The sequence below is a fragment of the Vibrio alginolyticus NBRC 15630 = ATCC 17749 genome (assembly GCF_000354175.2).
GTDB classification, from domain to species: Bacteria; Pseudomonadota; Gammaproteobacteria; order Enterobacterales; family Vibrionaceae; genus Vibrio; species Vibrio alginolyticus.
Window position 1 is genome coordinate 700,777 of sequence record NC_022359.1, and the last position, 17,247, is coordinate 718,023.

The window sequence follows — 17,247 nt, forward strand, 5'->3', positions numbered from 1 at the left end:
CTTTCTTTGCCAAAGAGTAGGTGATGTCATAGGATGAAGTGAAGTGATATTTATTAGTTTAAGTATGAGATTTTTAGATAATGAAATTGCCACCACTCAGAGCTGTTCACTGTTTTGAATCTGTTGCCAGAAACTCTAGCTTTTCGCTTGCTGCTGAAGAACTCAATGTGACGCAAAGTGCCGTTAGCCACCAGATACGATTATTAGAAGATTATTTGGGTGAATCATTATTTATCCGTCAAGGCAGAAAGCTCTCTTTGTCCGATACGGGCACCCGCTATTTAGAGGATATTAGCCCAGCAATTAGCTCAATTGCGATGGCCAGCCAAAAGGTGCGAGAAGGGGACAAAGGCAGCATACGGTTGGCGATTTATAGCTCGCTTGCCGTAAAGTGGCTTATTCCGCGTTTGTCTGATTTTAAGCGCTTACATCCAGAAATCGATCTGACACTCAATATGGTCGTTGGTGATCCTGAACAGACAGACAGCGTTGGCGATTGTTTCATCACGGTAGAAAAGCCAAAGCGAAACTACATGTCGGTAAAGTTATACGCGGAGACGCTGTATCCGGTCTGCAGCCATAAAATTTGGAAAGAGTTGCAAGATCAACCGATTCCAGAAGCGCTTTGGCGATACCCTATTTTGTCGACAGACTCAATTTATCGTGAGAGAGGAAAAGACTGGGCTGAGTGGTGCAGAGCGGGCGGTTACACCTTGCCGAAAGATGTCGATGTTCAACATTTTAGTCATATGTTGTTGGCAATAGAGGCGGCGCGTTATGACCAAGGCATCGCATTTGCGAATGATTTTATGCTCAATGAAAGAGATAAAGCGCACGATTTGGTGTACATCCCTTCTCATGGATTGGAAACCGGAGACAGCTTTTATTTTATTCATAAAAAGAGTCGAGCCAAGCAAGCGGAAATCATCAAGCTCACTAACTGGTTGAAGCAGCAATGCTTGTGAAATGACTAAATTGTCAAAATTAAGAAAGAAAGTGGCAAAGTTGTGTCTAAATATTTCATGTTTTATTGAGTTTTTATTCATTAACATCCACTTGGTTTTGAAACCAAGTGAAATGGACAGCATGGCATGCTTAAGGATGGGCAAAACACAACCTCAATAATTAACAGGCAGTGAAATACAATGTTTAAAAAAACATGGCTAATGACAGCCCTTCTAGCAACATGTTCTGTTGCAAACGCAGCTCCTTACGTTGGTGCATCTGTAGGTCAAGCATCGTTTGGTGATGTTAATGGCTCTATCAATGGTGGTGGTACTAACGCTAGCACTAAACTTAAACTTGAAGATGACTCAAGCCTTTCAGGCAAAGTATTCGGTGGTTACAAATTCAACGAATACATTTCTCTAGAAGCAGCCATTGGTGGCTACGATGCTTTAGACGGCAAAGTTGTTACTGTTGGTGACATGAAGTATCTATCGATTCAGCCAAAAGCGACTCTACCGATTGGCGATCGTTTCAACCTTTTTGCTAAAGCTGGTCTTTCTTACTTCAATGCTGAATTCAAAATTAGCAACTCTGTGATTGACGGTAGCGCAGGCCATACCACCATTTCTGACAGCACTGTAACAGGCATGTACGGTTTAGGCGCAGAGTTCGCTATTACTGAAAACTTTGCTCTACAAGTTGAATGGGAATACATGATGCCTGAGCTAGACATTGCGAAATTTGGCAATGAAAAAGTAACGGTTGATGCAGACATCAATGTGTTCTCTGTAGGTATGAGCTACCGTTTCTAAGAATACTTATTCAAGTTACCTCTTGGCTTAGTAAACGTTTTTGACTTCTGTTGGTCGAGCTGAGTCCAAGCTTTGAATTTGTTTAGATATAGCACAGGAAGTTTAGTTGCTAAGCGTCCTGTGCTATTTTTTTTGCTTTGGAATAACTCTTAGGAATCTTTGTGAACGATGTCAATCTTAGGTATCTGGATCTACTGTTAAAGCACTTTGAACCTCACCAGTATCACCTTGTTACGCTTTCTGAGCTAGAAGCGGTGATTTGCACGTCGAGGCGCAATGTTTCTATTGTGATGAAAAAGCTTGCCACTTACGATTGGGTCGATTGGCAACCTGCGATTGGCCGAAGTAACGCTAGCCGTCTCAGTATTAATATTTCCCTCCAACAAGCGATGACCGAGTTTTTGGTTGAGGAGCTTGGCAGAGGAAGAATGAACTCAATAACGAAACTTATTGATTGGTTCGGTCAAACCGCGGTTAGAGCACTAACTATCGCATCTGAAAAAGTGAATCGATTGAATGAATCAAATAACGCTATTTTGATTTCTTCTTACCCTTGGGTATCCAAAATCGACCCTGCGAATACTTACCGTCACACTGAATTACACGTCGCGAAAAGCGTTTATGACGTATTGCTGACCCAAAATTCCAATGGTGGTATCGAGCCATCGTTAGCACACGAATGGAAAATGGAAGGCAAGGTAATGACGTTATGGTTGCGGCCAGGCATATATCGCCATGATGGCGAACCCCTTAACATACAGGATGTGGTTTGGAGTATAGAAAGACTTAGGGAGATAAAAGGACCAGTTCACGAGCTCTGGCAATGCATTGATAGCGTGGTTGCAGAAACATCTAACTGCTTAAAAATCATATTGAAGCATCCGAACAAGTTGTTTCCATACATGCTAGCAACTCCTCATGCGTCTATTCTGTGTCGAGATGTCGTCTCTTTCGGTTCTAGTTATTCCTACCACATAGGGACTGGGCCATTTAAAATCAGCGGCTGGAACCAGGAGAGTATGACTCTTGAAGCGCACAAAGAGTATTTTTCAGCACGCGCATTGTTAGATCAAATAACGCTGTCTCATGGTGATGTTAAAACCTTAAATATGTTGAGCTTTAACCAAAGCTCCGATCACGTTGAAGTGGAAAAAATTAGCGCATTTTCATATGTGACCTACCGCGAACGCGCGGAATCCCAACTCACAAAAGAAACTTGGTATCAACTCGCTGATTACATCCATGTGCAAAAGCGAATTTATGATGCGCCAAGTGCCGTTGACAGCATTCAGTTAGAGACTCACGAGCAAGATTTATCAATAACAGATGGTGTTGTGATACCTAAACTGAAAGGTAAAGTGGTATTAGCTGAACCTGTCTGGACGATTCCGAGTTTAATTCGTCATTCCGAATGGTTGCACAGTGTGATTCGTGCAACGGGATTAGAGTTAGAGATCATTGTTATTGATGACATTAGTTTTCCTGAGGTAGTGTCTCACCAAGCAGATTTGCTCTTCATTGAGGAAGTCATGGAAGCACCATTTGAATATGGCATCTTCGAATGGCTGTCGATAGCAACTGGACTGCGTTTTAGTTTTGATCAAAGCCAGATGTTAAGCCATAGAGAAAAGGTTCGCAGGGCGATGGCAGATGATCACTCGCTACAGTCTTTATTAAACCTAGAGAAAGCGCTGCGCGATCAGTACCTATATTTGCCTTTGTTTGTTGGCTACGAAGAAGTGACAAAAACACAGCAAGTGCGAGGTGTGCAGGTGAAGAATACAGGCTATAGCGATTTACATAGGTTATGGATTGCTCATTCACACTAGAGTCGGTGTTCAAGATTATGCAAATGTCCAACGCATAAAGCCATCGAAATGATGGCTTTATAAGGGCGTATCGGATTAGAAGTTGTACGACACACTTGCGCCAACAACCCATTGGTTTGCGCTATCAACGATAGAAGAGTCGCTGATACCGCTGCCTAGGCGCGTGTATTGTGTCATTTGGCTTACTTGCCAGTTGTCGTTGATTGGCATAACAAGTTTGTAGCCCACACCATAGCTTACCGTTGAATCACCTTTGTATGCTTTGCGGTTTGCGTTTGCTTCGCGTTGTTTCACACCAAAGTAGTAATCTACGTAGTCTTCACTTTGATAAGTTAGGTTAGCAAAAGGAACAAAATCAACACTACCGAATTTCATGATGTGGAAGTAAGTCGCGCCCGCCAAGTAACCTTTGTAAGCACCGCTGATATCGTGCTGAAGGTATGTAGAAATGACGTTGTTTTGATCCAGTGTAAAGTCTGCGTTTAAACCTAGATCGACGGCGAAACGGCGTTTATCTGTGCCTTTCAGGCTTTTCGCTGTATCACCGTCGCGCATTACACCACTACCTACAAGGTAGGCACTCATGTTGATTAACTCATTGGTGTTACCGAAGAAGCGGTAGTTAATGCCACTTAGGTCGGCATTAAAGTCGTCACCATGGTAACCACCGTTGAGAATTGGTGCTGTATTATGCTTTTGAGCTTTGAAAAGATCGCTGCCTTGAGCCACACCAGCTTCTACGTTCCAACCGCCTTCGTTGTTGTAGATGTTACCGTTACGAATGTAAGTATCGCCAGCGAAAGCTGAGCCAGCAGCTGTCAGAGTAAGTAGTGCAATTAATGTTTTTTTCATCATTTTTCCGAGTTGTTCTGTTTTGTTTTGAACACTGTACAAAATGACGTTGTAAGCATCTATCGGCAAAGCGTATGGAAATGTAATGAACAATCAGGGTAAGAAGCAGAATGTTGCTTCAGAATAGAAAGGTTGCTGGAATAGCTTTCGTTAAAACAGCGAAAAAATCCGAGCTGGGGTGGCTCGGATTTGGGGTATTTATCAGGTATTGATACTAACTTCTTACTGTTTCGTTAAGTTGTATAGTGGTGCTAGGTCACCCGTTACTTTTTCGCCATTCATGTCTAGCTTCATAAGTACGTTTTCACCAACAAAGTATTGGTTTGGTGCATCTTCATTTGTCAACGTTACGATGCTGCCATTTGCGTCCCAAGTGAATTGACCTTCAGATTTTGATTGACCGTCTTCTTTGTCTTGGTAGCTTTCTTCAAGTACGTAAGTGCCATCTTGATTTAGTGTGATGGTCATATCGATACCAGCACAATCCGCGCAAGGTAGTGTTCCTTTGTAGGTGCCGTTCCAGTCCAGAGCACTTTGTGCGTTGTGTTCAGAGTCTACAAATGTCTCTTCAGTAATTACCTGTTCTTCTTCTACTGGTAACGTGTCAATTGTCTCAGTCGTAACGTCTGCACTGGTGGTGACTTCAGTTTCCGTTGCCTGAGGTACTTCAACTGCGCTTGTTTCGGCAGGTTTCTCATCTTGACAGCCTGCAAGAATGATTACCGCGCCTGTTAGTGCCAACATTGTCTTTTTCATTTTATCCCTCTTTAAATCAAGATTTTGTATGAGAGTAATAGTAGACATTTATCGAGGATTTGCGTCATCAAAAAGCAATAGAATGATCTAACTATGTCAATAAAACCGGATATGAGCATGAAATTGTCAGGAAAATCAGAACAATGTAAATGTTGCTTTGGGTATCAAGCTTGAGCCCACAGACAAATATCTAAAAAGGGGAGTGGGAGTGGGAGTGAGTTAATTGATAACAGCCCACATTGTTGTGAGCTGTATTATCAACATCATCTAAGAAACGTTATTGAAGCTTGAGCGTGAAGTGCCTCGTTTTGTGCTTCGTTGATCAGAAAACAGCTCCGCAATAACCTGACGATTTAATTCGCCTTTCAAATGGCCGTGCTCATCGATGACGGGCAGTGAATGTTCACACGACATGACTTCAGTCAGCACTTGCTCAATGGCTAAATGTGGAGAGATGATAGGCACCTCTTCATAGATATCATCACGCCAATCTGATATATGAGTTAACTTCGCTGCGTTTAGCAATCCTTGCTGTGTTATCACGCCTTGATAGCCTGCATTGGTCTCATGGTAGGCATAATCACGTTTAACACGTTTCATTTCACTTAGTGCATCTTCAATGGTTTCAGCGCGAACACAGTACGAAGGTGGCTGCATCAGCGTTTCGACTGTCAGTGCTCGCGCTCTATTGACGTCTTTTACAAAGGCTTCAACGTACTCATCGGCAGGATGCAGTAAAATTTCGTCTGGTGAACCTTGTTGGACAAGTTCACCGTCTTTAAGAATCGCGATGCGATCGCCAAGTCGAAGCGCTTCATCTAAATCATGAGTAATGAAAATAATGGTTTTGTGCAGCTTCTGTTGCAGCTCTACCAGCTGATCTTGCATTTCGCTCCGAATCAGAGGGTCCAATGCTGAAAAAGCCTCGTCCATCAACAGTATTTCGGCGTCGGTAGCCAGTGCCCGTGCAAGGCCCACACGCTGTTGCTGTCCACCCGATAGTTGAGCAGGATACTGGTGCTTATAACCCGTCAGTCCAACGGTTTCTAACCATTCATTTGCTTTTTCTAAGCGCGCCTCTTTATTCATTCCCTGAACTTCCAAACCATATGCGATGTTGTCGATAACAGTGCGATGAGGCAGCAAACCAAAGCGCTGGAACACCATAGACATCTTGTGACGGCGAAACTGTTCAAGCTCTTTGTTCGAAAGTTGCATGACATCCACCCCTTCTACCAAAATCTGCCCCATGGTTGGATCGATTAATCGGTTGAAGTGGCGAATCATGGTGGATTTTCCAGAACCGGATAATCCCATAATGACAAAAATTTCACCCTTTTGAATTTGCAGGTTGATGTCTTTTAGTCCGACCGTGTGGCCCGTTTCCGTTAAAACCTGCTCTTTACTATGTCCCAACTTAACGCGCTCAATCACGCTATTGGGCTTGGGGCCGAAGATTTTATACAGACCGCTGATTTCGATAAGTGGACTAGTCATGTTTTGAGTCTCCTAAATGAGCTTGAGTGCGTTTCGCATACGCTTGTGAAGCACGATCAAAAAGGATTGCTAGGGCGACAATTGCTAAACCATTGAGAAGACCAAGAGTGAAATATTGATTGGTAATAGACTTTAGAACAGGCTGACCTAAACCTTTTACCCCAATCATTGATGCGATGACCACCATTGACAGTGCCATCATGATCGTTTGGTTAATTCCCGCCATGATGGTTGGCATTGCAAGCGGAAGCTGAACCCCAAAAAGCCGTTGCCGAGTGCTGGCACCAAATGCGGTTGCGGCTTCCAATACTTCTTTATCAACTAGACGAATGCCCAAATTGGTTAAACGAATAACCGGTGGAATCGCGTAGATCACTACTGCAATAAGGCCAGGAATTTTCCCGATGCCCAATAACATCACAACTGGAATGAGATACACAAATGCCGGCATGGTCTGCATGACGTCGAGTAATGGTGTTACCACCGACTGAATGCGATTAGAGCGCGCCATAGCGATACCGATAGGGATACCGAGTGCAATGGCAAGCATGGTACACACAGTGATGATACTGAGCGTGCGCATAGTGTCTTCCCACATTCCGAAATAGCCAATCAGAATCAGCGAACCAAAACATGCAGCGGCCAGTTTCCAAGAGCGGCTGGCGGCATAAACGAGAGTGGTGCAGACACCTAAAATAATGAACCAAGGTGTAGAAATCAGAAGTTTTTCAAACCAGACAAGAAACGCAAGGAGCGGATCAAACAGAGACTCAATGAGTTCACCATACTCGCGAGAGAAATCTCTGTAGGCGCCGTCGAGTGTTTTGCGAATCGCCCTGAGATCAGAGGCATCCATTTCCGGGAATTCGCTGAGCCAATTTGAGTCAGACATATGTACTTCCTTTTTCTGATATACCTAAGCGCTTTCAAGAAACTTAATTTGGCAAGAAGAGTAGGGCACCTAGGCCAAGTAATGGTCGTTCGACAGGTTCTTTATCGAACGTATTACTCTTTAAGCTCAGGCGAATATCGTCAAACTTCTCTTTTTCGTTCCTTAGGTATACATCCTTTAAATAAAACAATCATTAGTGTTCAAACTAATGATTTGCTTGGATTATAGTTTTTCTTCTTCAATAAAATGAACACATTAGCGTGTATTTGTATGAAAAATCTGCGCAAATTAACGTTTTTATTATCCGGTTAATTAGAATTGATCTTTTTGCTCGTTTGTCATCGAAATTTCTAAATTATTAGATGTCTAATTAATGCTGATGTATTACGTATTTGTCGTGTTGATTTTTGCAAACTTAGTTTATTGGCATATGCTAAAAATGTTATTGGCATATGCCAGTTTAAGGCGTAATTTGACTCTGTGTTTTTGAGGGACAATGATGGCAAGACCAAAGATAGAAAGACGAATATGCGGACGTGCGGCTCACCACTGCTTTAAGCCCAATGGCATTCCATTTAATCAGTTGGAGCAAGTCGCCATATTACCAGAAGAGTTAGAAGCGCTACGTTTAGCCGACTTAGAGGGGCTTAGCCAGCAGCAAGCTGCGGAGCAGATGGGCGTTTCTAGACAAACTTTTGGTAACACAGTAAAAAGTGCAAGATTGAAAGTCGCAAAAAGTTTAGTTGAAGGTCATGCATTAGTTTTTCCGAATGAGGAGTCAAACTTATGATTTATGCTATTCCTAATGATGGTGAGCGGGTGGCAAACCACTTTGTAAAAGCACCATACATCGCTATTTATTCTGATACTGACGGTATGCTAAAAAACTTAGCGAACATTGCTTCTATGCCACAAGCGGGTTGTAATGCGAAGTCTCAGTTGATTCAGTCTCTACAAGGGTACAATGTGGATGCTGTTCTTGTGCGAAATATTGGTGAACGTGTATTGGCAAAGCTACTTAGCAGTGGCACGCCAGTATTTAGGCTGTCTACTCGTAGTTCATTGGAAGATGTGCTTGCGGTTCCAAGAGAGCCTTTGATTGAGCCCTCTCAAGGACGCCCATCAAACAATCATAAGAAAAGTGTTCACAAACAAAAAGGCGGCTGCGGCTCCTGTGGTTGTGGTGGCCAAAAATCAAAAACCTCCTTGTTGGCAAGACCTAAAGCGCTACTCAAAGCAACATCTAGCCCTGCTATACTTAAGCTAGAGTCGATGGCTAATAAGGCAGGTTAATATGGTTTGGTTATTTACCTTTCTTGGTTTTCTCGCAATCATTTTGTTGATGTCACTTGGCGTCATTTTTCATAACAAGCGTATTCAAGGAAGTTGCGGCGGTCTAAACAACGTCGGTGTTGATAAAGTATGCAACTGCGAAACCTCATGCGCAGAACCTGAAAGGCGTTTATATCAAATCTCAGAACCTAACTCATCACCTGAGCGCTAAGGCTTTTGGCCCATTGCGGCAAGGTTTGCCGAAACCAGTCCAAATACTTGCTGGTCTGCGGATTCTCTCTGGAGACCAGTATGTTGACTACCTCGACAACGATCCACGCTTTTGCTAGTCCGATATCGCGCGCCAATTCTGTTGTTTCACCTTTCTCTGCGCACTTTATATATTTGTCTGCTACGTTCAAGTAATCATCAAATGTGCCCATGCCCTCGATGAGCGGTGCTAAATCTATCGCGACATGCCCTGTAGAAAAGCGCTCCCAGTCGAACAGCACCAGCTCGCCATTTTCGCGCTGTCCCCAGTTTCCTGCATTGGTGTCTCCGGAGATCAAGTTCTGCCTATCAAAAAGGTGCGCCGATCGTTGTTGTAGCTGGTGGAAGAACTGTTCTGTCTCTGAGCCCAGTTTAAGTGTAGTGAGTGCTTGTTGAGTCGCTTGTGGTATCCACTGGTGGCGGTGATAAACACCATCTGATGTTGGTGGAAGTCGGTGCAGTTTGACGAGTTGTTCAATGACTCGATCATCTTCAAGTAAGAATGCTTGCTCGACTGCGTGGGGAACGTATTCAATGTACAGAACGTTTTTCTGGTCGTCGAGTTGAATCAAGCGCGGTACGTGTATTCCAAGCGCGTTAAACTGTTCGGCATAGCGTTGATAAAACGCGACTTCTATTTGAGTAGGGTTACGTTTTTCTATTACTTGGACGCCATCTTTTTCGATGAGAAAAACTTTGGCACTGCCCATTTGGTTGAGTTCTTGCTGCGACACCGGACTTCCTGTCTTCATGTAGAGAGAGCTCACCTTAATCGCTGCACTCACGTTTGCCAATAGCCACGACAAAGTGCCTCAAAAATATTAAATGCAACTGTTTAAATATGATTTTGTCGTTGGTGTCTAAATTTTACACAGTTACGCCTGTACTCCGATAAATTCGTTCTACGCTTACTATTCGTCTTAATAAAGGAGAACCAAAATGGCTGTAATGAAGCAGGATATTCCAAATCGTGTAACGGTTTACCATGACAATATCGATCAAGAACAAGAGCTGAAAAATGCGATGCTGCCAGAGAAACCGCGCTACTTTAACGGTGCTCCGACTTACAAAGCGAACAGCATCGAAGAGTTTGAAAGCAAAATCAGTCAGATAGGTTTGTCTCTCGATAAATAATTTTTCTTTTACCTAAAAGCGCCCTCAAAATGAGGGCGCTTTTTTGTTTATGTGATTGATTTGAATCTTAGGGAATTAACCTTGTTGTGTACTGCCTTGGCAGACCTGTTTTTGCACTGCTGGTGGCGCAGGCTCGTAATGGCTTAAGGTCATACTAAAGCTGCCTTCACCACCAGTGATAGAGCGTAATCGACGAGCGTAATCTTGCAGCTCGTTTACAGGTGACTTGGCTCTGAGTAAGGTGAAGCTGCTGTCGATTGGCTCGGTGCCTTCGATTAAGCCTCGGTTTCCAGATAAATCTCCAGAAACATCGCCAACGTTCGCGGTTGGGATGTGCAGTTCCATCTGGACAATGGGTTCTAGCACAATAGGATCTGCGTTGTTAATCGCATCTAAAAAGGCTTTCTTACCTGCGATGACAAACGCAATTTCTTTCGAATCGACGGAGTGATATTTACCGTCATAAACGGTGACTTCCACATCCTTAATTGGGTTGCCAGAAATCGCGCCTTCCTCTAACGCTTGCAAAATACCTTTTTCTACAGCAGGAATGAGCGCGGTTGGAATGGCGCCACCCACCACTTTGTTGATGAACTTAAATCCGGCACCACGTTCGAGTGGACGAACCTTCAATTGCACTTCACCAAACTGGCCTGCACCGCCACTTTGTTTTTTGTGTCGATAATGCCCTTCGGCAGGTTTGGTGATGGTTTCAAAGTATTCGACGCTTGGTTGGCAGGTTTCGACGTCCAGTTTGTACACGTTCGCCATCTTTTCTAATGCGACTTTGAGGTGAAACTCCCCTTGGCCGCTGATGATGGTTTCGTTGGTGCGAGCGCGATGTTCGATGCGCAGAGAAGGGTCTTCACTGGCAATTTTATTCAGCACATCTCCTAATTTTTGCTCATCTCCACGCTTAAGAGGCTTCAAGCACAAAGAATACATGGAGTCAGGAAGGTCCAACGTTTTGAGTTGAACACCATCTTCTTCGTGAGAGTCATGAACGATTGAATCGAATTCGAGATCATCCACTTTGGCTAAAACGCAGAAGTCGCCCGCAAGCGCGCGAGGGATCTCGGTTCTATCTTTGCCCTGCAGTTGATATAAGTGCCCAACTTTAAATGCCTTGTTGCTTTCGCCAATATAAAGCTGGCTGCCCGCATTGATTTCACCCTGATACACACGTAAGTAGGCAAGTTTTCCCATATATGGGTCGACGCTGACTTTGTACACGTGTGCGACGGTGTGCTCTAAGGTTTCGCAATTTACTTTGATTTTTTTGCCGTTCTTTTCCAGTAGAGGAGGGTTACCCTCGTTTGGCATGGGCATGATCTCCGCCAAGGTGCGCAGCAGCAACTCGACGCCCGCGCCGGTTTGTCCTGAGACAAAACAGACCGGAATCACATGTCCAGTTCTCAGTGCTTCTTCAAACGGATCATGCAGTTGCTCTGCGGTGAGTTCGGAGCCTTGTTCCAGATACAGTTCCATCAGTTCTTCATCGACTTCGATGACTTGGTCAATTAAGGTCTCATGAGCTTCATCTACCGTTGCAAGTAAGGTTTCTCGTCCCAATTCTGGTTCGAAATAGCAGTCAACTACAGATTCCCCGTCAGCCGAAGGTAAGTTGATCGGCAAGCAGTGGTCACCAAAATGCTCAACGATGTTCTCCATCAATCTTTCTAACTGATTACCGTGGTTATCGAGCTTATTGATAATGATCATCTGACATTTTTGCTGCTCTTTAGCAAAGGTGAATAAGCGATCGGAAGTTTGGTTAAGTGGGGTTTGAGGGTCGATGACAAGGGCAGATGTTTCAACGGCAGGAAAAACGCTGATAGTACGGCCAAGTAACTCGTTTTGTCCCGGAGTGTCGATGATATTGAGCCGGTGTTTATTCCAGCGCAGTGCTACTGGCGTTGCTTCAATACTGTGTTGATATTGGATGGATTGAGGGTCGAAGTCGGTAACGGTATCGCCTTTTTCTACGCTGCCTAAATGGTGCGTGGCATCGCAGGTGAAGAGCAGTTTTTCTATCAGCGTGGTTTTACCGGTCCCGGTTTGGCCGACAAAAGCGATATTGCGTATTTTGTTGATAGGCATAGAGCCTCCTTGCAAGATGGCGTGAAAAACCTACGAATTGCTAGGAAGTGGGTTGTTATAGAAACCCACGCACTGCATTGGAGTAGGGCGGGATTACCGCCTATTCGTTTTCCACGTCATTTTCCGGATGACTCGATGCATAAGACCACCTTCTTGGACTACTGGAATCTTAGCATGCCTCAATAACCATATAATTTATGTGACTTATTTCATGATGGGGCTGATTGTTTTTTAATCGAGATCATAAACTCAGAGGTTCTGACTTTTGGAGCAAAACCTCTGGATTTTTTAGGCTATTTGGAAAGAACGATTTCGCCGTCGCGATAAACCAAGCTTGGCGTTACATCTTGTCCGAGCAACACCGGGCCATCAAGATCGACAACGCTTGCCTGAGCAGCAATGGGTAAGGCAGCGCGCATCGCAAGCGACGTCCCCAACATACAACCGGACATGAGGCTAAAACCGAGTTTTTGGGCGTCGTCGGCTAATAATAGTGCTTCAGTGAGCCCGCCAGTTTTATCTAGCTTAATATTCACCATTTCATATTTTCCAACCAGCTGATGTAATTGCTCTCTGGTGTGACAACTTTCATCGGCGCAAAGTGGAATGGGGTGCGGAATGCTGGCGAGTACGTCATCGCAGTCTTGTGGCAACGGTTGTTCGATCATGGTGATGTCTAGCGGTTCGAGTTGAGCAAATACCGTCGCGAGGTCGAGGCTTTGCCATGCTTCATTCGCATCTAAAACAATTTGCGCGTGCGGCGCAGCATCGCGTACTGCGGCAACGCGATCAAGCACGTGTTCACCATCCAGTTTTACCTTAAGCAGTTTTGCGCCTTGGCTAAGGTAATCCTGCGCCTGTTTTGCCATCGCTTGCGGCGTGTCGATAGAAACCGTCATCGCCGTCACAATCGCCTCTGGTAACGTAAAGAGGTCGTGAACCTGTTGCTTGTGGCTCAAAAGCGCGTGAAGATGCCAAAGGGCGCAATCCAATGCATTTCTTGCCGCCCCCGTGGGCAATAACGATTGAAGCTGGCTTTTGAGAACCATGACATCAGCTTCGCCTTTGGCATACAAACTTTGCAGTTCATGTGCGGCGTGAGAAATCGCCTTAATCACCGATTCAACCGATTCACCATAACGAGGGTATGGCGTGCATTCACCTTGGGCGGTCATGCCTCGATGTTCAATTGTCACTCGGACTACGTGGCACTCTGTCCGACTGCCGCGAGAGATGCGAAATGGTGTCGCCATGGCAATCGTGACAGGTTCTACATGAATTTTCATCTCACTAGTTTTCCCTAAACCGCAGTTATTTTCTAAACCGTAAATGTTTCTTAAATCGTAAGGAGCCTATCTGCAACCGCATCAACGCCAAAACGTACAGGGTCGGTGACGGGCACTTGGTATTTGTCGCTCCAATCCTGGCATAACTGGGCAGCATCTTCTTCGCTGAGCGCCGAAGTGTTTAAGCAAATACCCACTAATTGAGCGTTTGGATTTGTTAGGCGAGCAGCGGCCAGATTCGCTTCTATCGTTTGTTCAATGGTTGGCAAGCTCGCATGTGGTAAGTTGCGGATGTGCGGGCGACCAATCTCATGGCACAGTATCAGAGCGTCAGCTTGTGCGCCGTGAAGTAAGCCCAAACTTACGCCAGCAAACGAAGGGTTAAATAACGAACCTTGCCCTTCGATGATGTCCCAATCGTGATCGGTGAACTCAGGGCTGATCGTTTCTACTGCGCCGGAGATAAAATCGGCAACTACGGCATCAATTGAAATGCCACTGCCTGCGATGAGAATTCCAGTTTGACCCGTTGCTTTGAACTCTGCGCGACAGTTTTTACGCTTTAATGTGTGCTCAATGGCGAGGGCAGAGTACATTTTGCCAACGGAGCAATCTGTTCCTACAGTAAGTACTCGCTTGCCTGCGCGAGCTTTGCCATTGCCGACCTTGAGCGGGGCATCATAATGGCGAACATCATACAGTTTGGTTAATCCGCGTTGTTCTAGATCGGCAAGAGGAGAAAGTTCCGCCAAACGTTGGTGCATGCCCGATGCAATTTCAAATCCCATCTCTGCCGCTTCAAGTAAGGTTGCTTGCCAAGCTTCGGGAATGACGCCTCCTGGATTTGCCGTGCCGAGCACCAGCGTTTTTGCTCCTTGCTGCTGCGCTTGTTGTAGTGTCATGTCGGTTAAACCAAGCGATACGGTTTCTGGCGTCAGGCGGATTTGGCCAAGACAAATCTCAGGTCGCCATTGGTATATGCCACGCGCGGTTTTTGCTGCGAGTGGATCGGTTACATCGCCAAGAAAGAGTAGGTAAGGTTGAGCAATTTGCATGATGGTTCCCTTCGTCATCGTTATTGCTCATTAATGTAGCCAGACTGATTTAGGAAACCGAATGCTTATTTGTTAGGCAGGTATAACTTCAGGTTATACCTTTAACCCATCTGTTGTTTTAGGGCGGTGATAAATTGCTTTGTCGCAATGGATTGAGGTGTGTGCTCTGCGAATAAAATAGAGACGGAGAAGGACATATTTGGCTCCAAAGCATGCACGGAAACGGCATTATCTTGGCGATATTGTTTTGCAGTCCAAGGGTCTACAATTGCGAATCCTGCTTCGTTTTTCACCAGTTCAGCCGCCGCGGAGTAGCTGCGGACGGTGATGGCATGTTGATAATGCTCGTCACGCGCTGATAAGGTTTGATGCAGCAATAGACCCAAAGGGTCTCGGCTATCTAAACCGATAATGAGTAAATCGTGACTGATGAGTTCTTCTAAAGTGACGGTTTTTTCTGTGGGTATCGCTGCGCTTTTAGGGGCAATTAGCGCCAAGTTTTCTTTTAATAACATGTGTCCCATGATCGCTGGTGGCGTTTCTTCACCGAACGCAATGGCGACATCCAATTCATGTTTCAGTAAACCTGAGCACAGCTCATCGCGATTGGCCGTTAAGAGCTCAAAGGAGATGCCGTGCTCTTTCGACAGCAACGCGACAGTCGGCGCTAACAAGTGTGCGGCCAAAACAGGCGGGGCACCGACTCGTAAATGTTGAGTTCCCTGTTTGACTTTGTTGGTCAGAGAGCGAAATTGTCCGAGTTGTTGATAGACTTTTTCAGCCTCTGGCAATAAGGCTTTGGCTTCTTGAGTGGGAACGAGACGCCCCTTTACACGCTCAAATAAAGCGAAGCTCAGTTGTTGTTCTGTATGGGCGAGAACTCGAGTTACATTGGGCTGGGAAACGTGTAGTAAGCGAGCCGCACCAGACACCGTTCCTGCTTGCATAATGGCGTAAAAGACTTCTAATTGCCTTAAATTCACTGCGAATTCCTTCTGCTCATGTTGGTCACCTCAGAATACCCAACCTTGCTGATAAGCGATAGAGGTAAAAGTGCTGGCGTAAAAAATAGGAAGACGATGTTGGTTGCCTTCCTATCTCGCTTTTTCAATTTCTCAACTTCTCAATTTCTATGCTTCACTTTGCTGCTGCATGAAGGGGCAGGTCGTTAAACGGCTCGACGTCTCGACTGAGTAATCCCATCAAAATCACTGCTAACACCATGACAGCAGCTGCGATTGCAAAACCGTATTGTGTTAGTTCGTAATGACTCAACATTGCAATCAGGACGTAACTGAGAGATTGAATGGTGGTGGCAAACATGCTGATGCCGCCATCGACGCGACCTCGTTGATGAACCGCTACGGTGTGATGCATCCAGTTGACTCTCGCAATGCGATTTAGCGCGTTAAATACGCCAAACAGCGCCGTAAACAATAAGATGGTCAGCGGGCTCATCGCAAAACTCATCCCGATAAGCGCAAAAGATACCATAACCATCGAAGCGAACATAATGTGGCTATGGGAGGCACGGCTTAGCACTTTGGTGACAATAAAGCCGGTTAGCAACGAGCCGAGGCCAAAACTGATGTTGAACCCTGCAAACCAATCGCCAGAGATGCCTTGTTCAGAAAACCAAATCGGCACCAGTTTGCTCAAATACGTCAATGCAGGATAAGAGAGGCAAGAGAGCAGAATAAAGCCATAAAATCGGGGTTCGAGACGGAATATTTGTTTGCTCTCTTTGAGTTGCGCGATGAAAGCAACGGATTTTGACGCCCTTAATTGTTGGGTATAAGGCGTCAGAATATAGAACATCGCTGCTAACGCAGAGGCGCTGGCCGCAAACAAAGCAAACTCTTTCATACCCCACATTTCAAGCAAAACAATACCCAACGCGCCAGCTCCGAGGGTTGTGGATTGCATTACAATTTCTTGCTGACCCGAAATTTTCGCATACTCATGGTGCTGATAATTTTCTTGGGTGAAGGCGTTGTTGGTCGTCCATGCAAAATTACTCGAAACCCAATACACCAATTGCGCAAAAGCCAGCAACCAGTGTGACTCAAACCCTAACCAATAAGCAATGAACACCACCAAAGCCATACCCGATTGAATCCATTGATTGAGCACGAGTAGTACTTTGCGTGAATGTCGGTCAATTAAAGTGGAAAAGAAAGGCGTAGCCAGAAAAGAAATCGCGGTGCAGCTCAGAGAAACTAAAGCGACGAATGTACCCATGTTAGGTTCGGAAAGCATGACCCATGGCAGCGCCATCATGAATAAGCCAGAGGAAATGCTGTCGAAGAAGCGGCCAGCTAAGTACGGCTGAGTTTTATTTTTCATTATGTTTGCCTCTAACTCCCGATGAGTTTCAAAAGCTTGATGTCCAACTGTCTTGTGTTTAACAACCAAGTCGTTCGCGCTGAACACATTATCTTGAGATCGCCGGGGTTTAGCGTTAATTAAGATGGTGCAACTTTAAAACCTCAAGTAAGCTTGAGGTAAAGCATTTTTTTAACAAAATTGATACACAGGGAGTCA

The 17,247-nt window shown here is 45.0% G+C and carries 17 protein-coding genes; 7 read left to right on the top strand and 10 right to left on the bottom strand.

Features of this window, described 5'->3' with window-relative positions; translation table 11 throughout:
• Positions 1 to 80 precede the first annotated feature (80 nt).
• From N646_RS18530 to N646_RS18540, 3 genes are all read left to right on the top strand, one after another.
• Complete coding sequence (locus tag N646_RS18530) at positions 81 to 965, top strand: LysR family transcriptional regulator (RefSeq protein ID WP_005387224.1); 885 nt, start codon at positions 81 to 83, stop codon at positions 963 to 965.
• A 180-nt stretch (positions 966 to 1,145) separates the two neighbouring features.
• Complete coding sequence (locus N646_RS18535; RefSeq protein WP_005373936.1) at positions 1,146 to 1,760, top strand: outer membrane beta-barrel protein; 615 nt, start codon at positions 1,146 to 1,148, stop codon at positions 1,758 to 1,760.
• Positions 1,761 to 1,921: 161 nt separating this feature from the next.
• The gene (locus N646_RS18540; RefSeq protein ID WP_017819787.1) at positions 1,922 to 3,589 is read left to right on the top strand and encodes an ABC transporter substrate-binding protein; all 1,668 of its coding nucleotides are present in this window, start codon (positions 1,922 to 1,924) and stop codon (positions 3,587 to 3,589) included.
• Positions 3,590 to 3,664: 75 nt separating this feature from the next.
• Here the strand turns inward: N646_RS18540 and ompV are convergent, their stop codons facing one another.
• The 4 genes from ompV to N646_RS18560 all read right to left on the bottom strand — a co-directional run bounded on the left by ompV (position 3,665) and on the right by N646_RS18560 (position 7,586).
• Positions 3,665 to 4,441 carry an outer membrane protein OmpV gene (gene ompV, locus N646_RS18545; RefSeq protein ID WP_017819788.1) on the bottom strand — a complete coding sequence of 259 codons (777 nt, stop codon included), beginning with the start codon at positions 4,439 to 4,441 and terminating at the stop codon, positions 3,665 to 3,667.
• Positions 4,442 to 4,663: 222 nt separating this feature from the next.
• Positions 4,664 to 5,197 carry a copper resistance protein NlpE gene (locus tag N646_RS18550; protein WP_005373930.1) on the bottom strand — a complete coding sequence of 178 codons (534 nt, stop codon included), beginning with the start codon at positions 5,195 to 5,197 and terminating at the stop codon, positions 4,664 to 4,666.
• Between the two features lie 267 nt (positions 5,198 to 5,464).
• Positions 5,465 to 6,694, bottom strand: coding sequence for a quaternary amine ABC transporter ATP-binding protein (locus tag N646_RS18555; protein WP_005373928.1), 1,230 nt, complete (start codon positions 6,692 to 6,694; stop codon positions 5,465 to 5,467).
• Positions 6,687 to 7,586, bottom strand: a complete 900-nt coding sequence (locus tag N646_RS18560; RefSeq protein WP_005373926.1) for an ABC transporter permease — start codon at positions 7,584 to 7,586, stop codon at positions 6,687 to 6,689. The genes N646_RS18555 and N646_RS18560 overlap by 8 nt, the downstream gene beginning before the upstream one ends.
• Positions 7,587 to 8,085: 499 nt before the next feature.
• Between N646_RS18560 and N646_RS18565 the strand changes: the two genes are divergently transcribed.
• The 3 genes from N646_RS18565 to nqrM are packed head-to-tail and all read left to right on the top strand — an operon-like array spanning position 8,086 to position 9,090.
• On the top strand, positions 8,086 to 8,376 hold the full coding sequence (locus tag N646_RS18565; RefSeq protein ID WP_005373924.1) for a DUF134 domain-containing protein: 291 nt from the start codon (positions 8,086 to 8,088) through the stop codon (positions 8,374 to 8,376).
• Complete coding sequence (locus N646_RS18570) at positions 8,373 to 8,879, top strand: NifB/NifX family molybdenum-iron cluster-binding protein (protein ID WP_005373923.1); 507 nt, start codon at positions 8,373 to 8,375, stop codon at positions 8,877 to 8,879. The genes N646_RS18565 and N646_RS18570 overlap by 4 nt, the downstream gene beginning before the upstream one ends.
• Position 8,880: 1 nt before the next feature.
• On the top strand, positions 8,881 to 9,090 hold the full coding sequence (nqrM, locus tag N646_RS18575; protein WP_017635136.1) for a (Na+)-NQR maturation NqrM: 210 nt from the start codon (positions 8,881 to 8,883) through the stop codon (positions 9,088 to 9,090).
• On the opposite strand, the gene N646_RS18580 is transcribed toward nqrM, so the two are convergent.
• Entirely contained in the window at positions 9,068 to 9,880 is an 813-nt protein-coding gene (locus N646_RS18580; protein WP_017819790.1) for an aminoglycoside phosphotransferase family protein, read from the bottom strand. The two genes, nqrM and N646_RS18580, sit on opposite strands and share 23 nt — an antisense overlap.
• A gap of 187 nt (positions 9,881 to 10,067) precedes the next feature.
• Between N646_RS18580 and N646_RS18585 the strand changes: the two genes are divergently transcribed.
• Positions 10,068 to 10,262: a hypothetical protein gene (locus N646_RS18585; protein WP_005373920.1), complete on the top strand. Its 195-nt coding sequence runs from the start codon at positions 10,068 to 10,070 to the stop codon at positions 10,260 to 10,262.
• Between the two features lie 75 nt (positions 10,263 to 10,337).
• Here N646_RS18585 and fusA read toward each other — a convergent pair whose 3' ends face one another.
• The 5 genes from fusA to N646_RS18610 form a co-directional block, all read right to left on the bottom strand.
• Positions 10,338 to 12,362, bottom strand: a complete 2,025-nt coding sequence (fusA, locus tag N646_RS18590) for an elongation factor G (RefSeq protein WP_017819791.1) — start codon at positions 12,360 to 12,362, stop codon at positions 10,338 to 10,340.
• Positions 12,363 to 12,655: 293 nt separating this feature from the next.
• Positions 12,656 to 13,648 carry an N-acetyl-D-Glu racemase DgcA gene (gene dgcA / locus N646_RS18595; RefSeq protein WP_017819792.1) on the bottom strand — a complete coding sequence of 331 codons (993 nt, stop codon included), beginning with the start codon at positions 13,646 to 13,648 and terminating at the stop codon, positions 12,656 to 12,658.
• Between the two features lie 50 nt (positions 13,649 to 13,698).
• Complete coding sequence (dgcN, locus tag N646_RS18600) at positions 13,699 to 14,703, bottom strand: N-acetyltransferase DgcN (RefSeq protein WP_005373907.1); 1,005 nt, start codon at positions 14,701 to 14,703, stop codon at positions 13,699 to 13,701.
• A gap of 101 nt (positions 14,704 to 14,804) precedes the next feature.
• Positions 14,805 to 15,686: a LysR family transcriptional regulator gene (locus N646_RS18605; RefSeq protein ID WP_017819793.1), complete on the bottom strand. Its 882-nt coding sequence runs from the start codon at positions 15,684 to 15,686 to the stop codon at positions 14,805 to 14,807.
• 154 nt (positions 15,687 to 15,840) lie between these two features.
• On the bottom strand, positions 15,841 to 17,049 hold the full coding sequence (locus N646_RS18610; protein ID WP_017635140.1) for an MFS transporter: 1,209 nt from the start codon (positions 17,047 to 17,049) through the stop codon (positions 15,841 to 15,843).
• Positions 17,050 to 17,247: the final 198 nt, after the last annotated feature.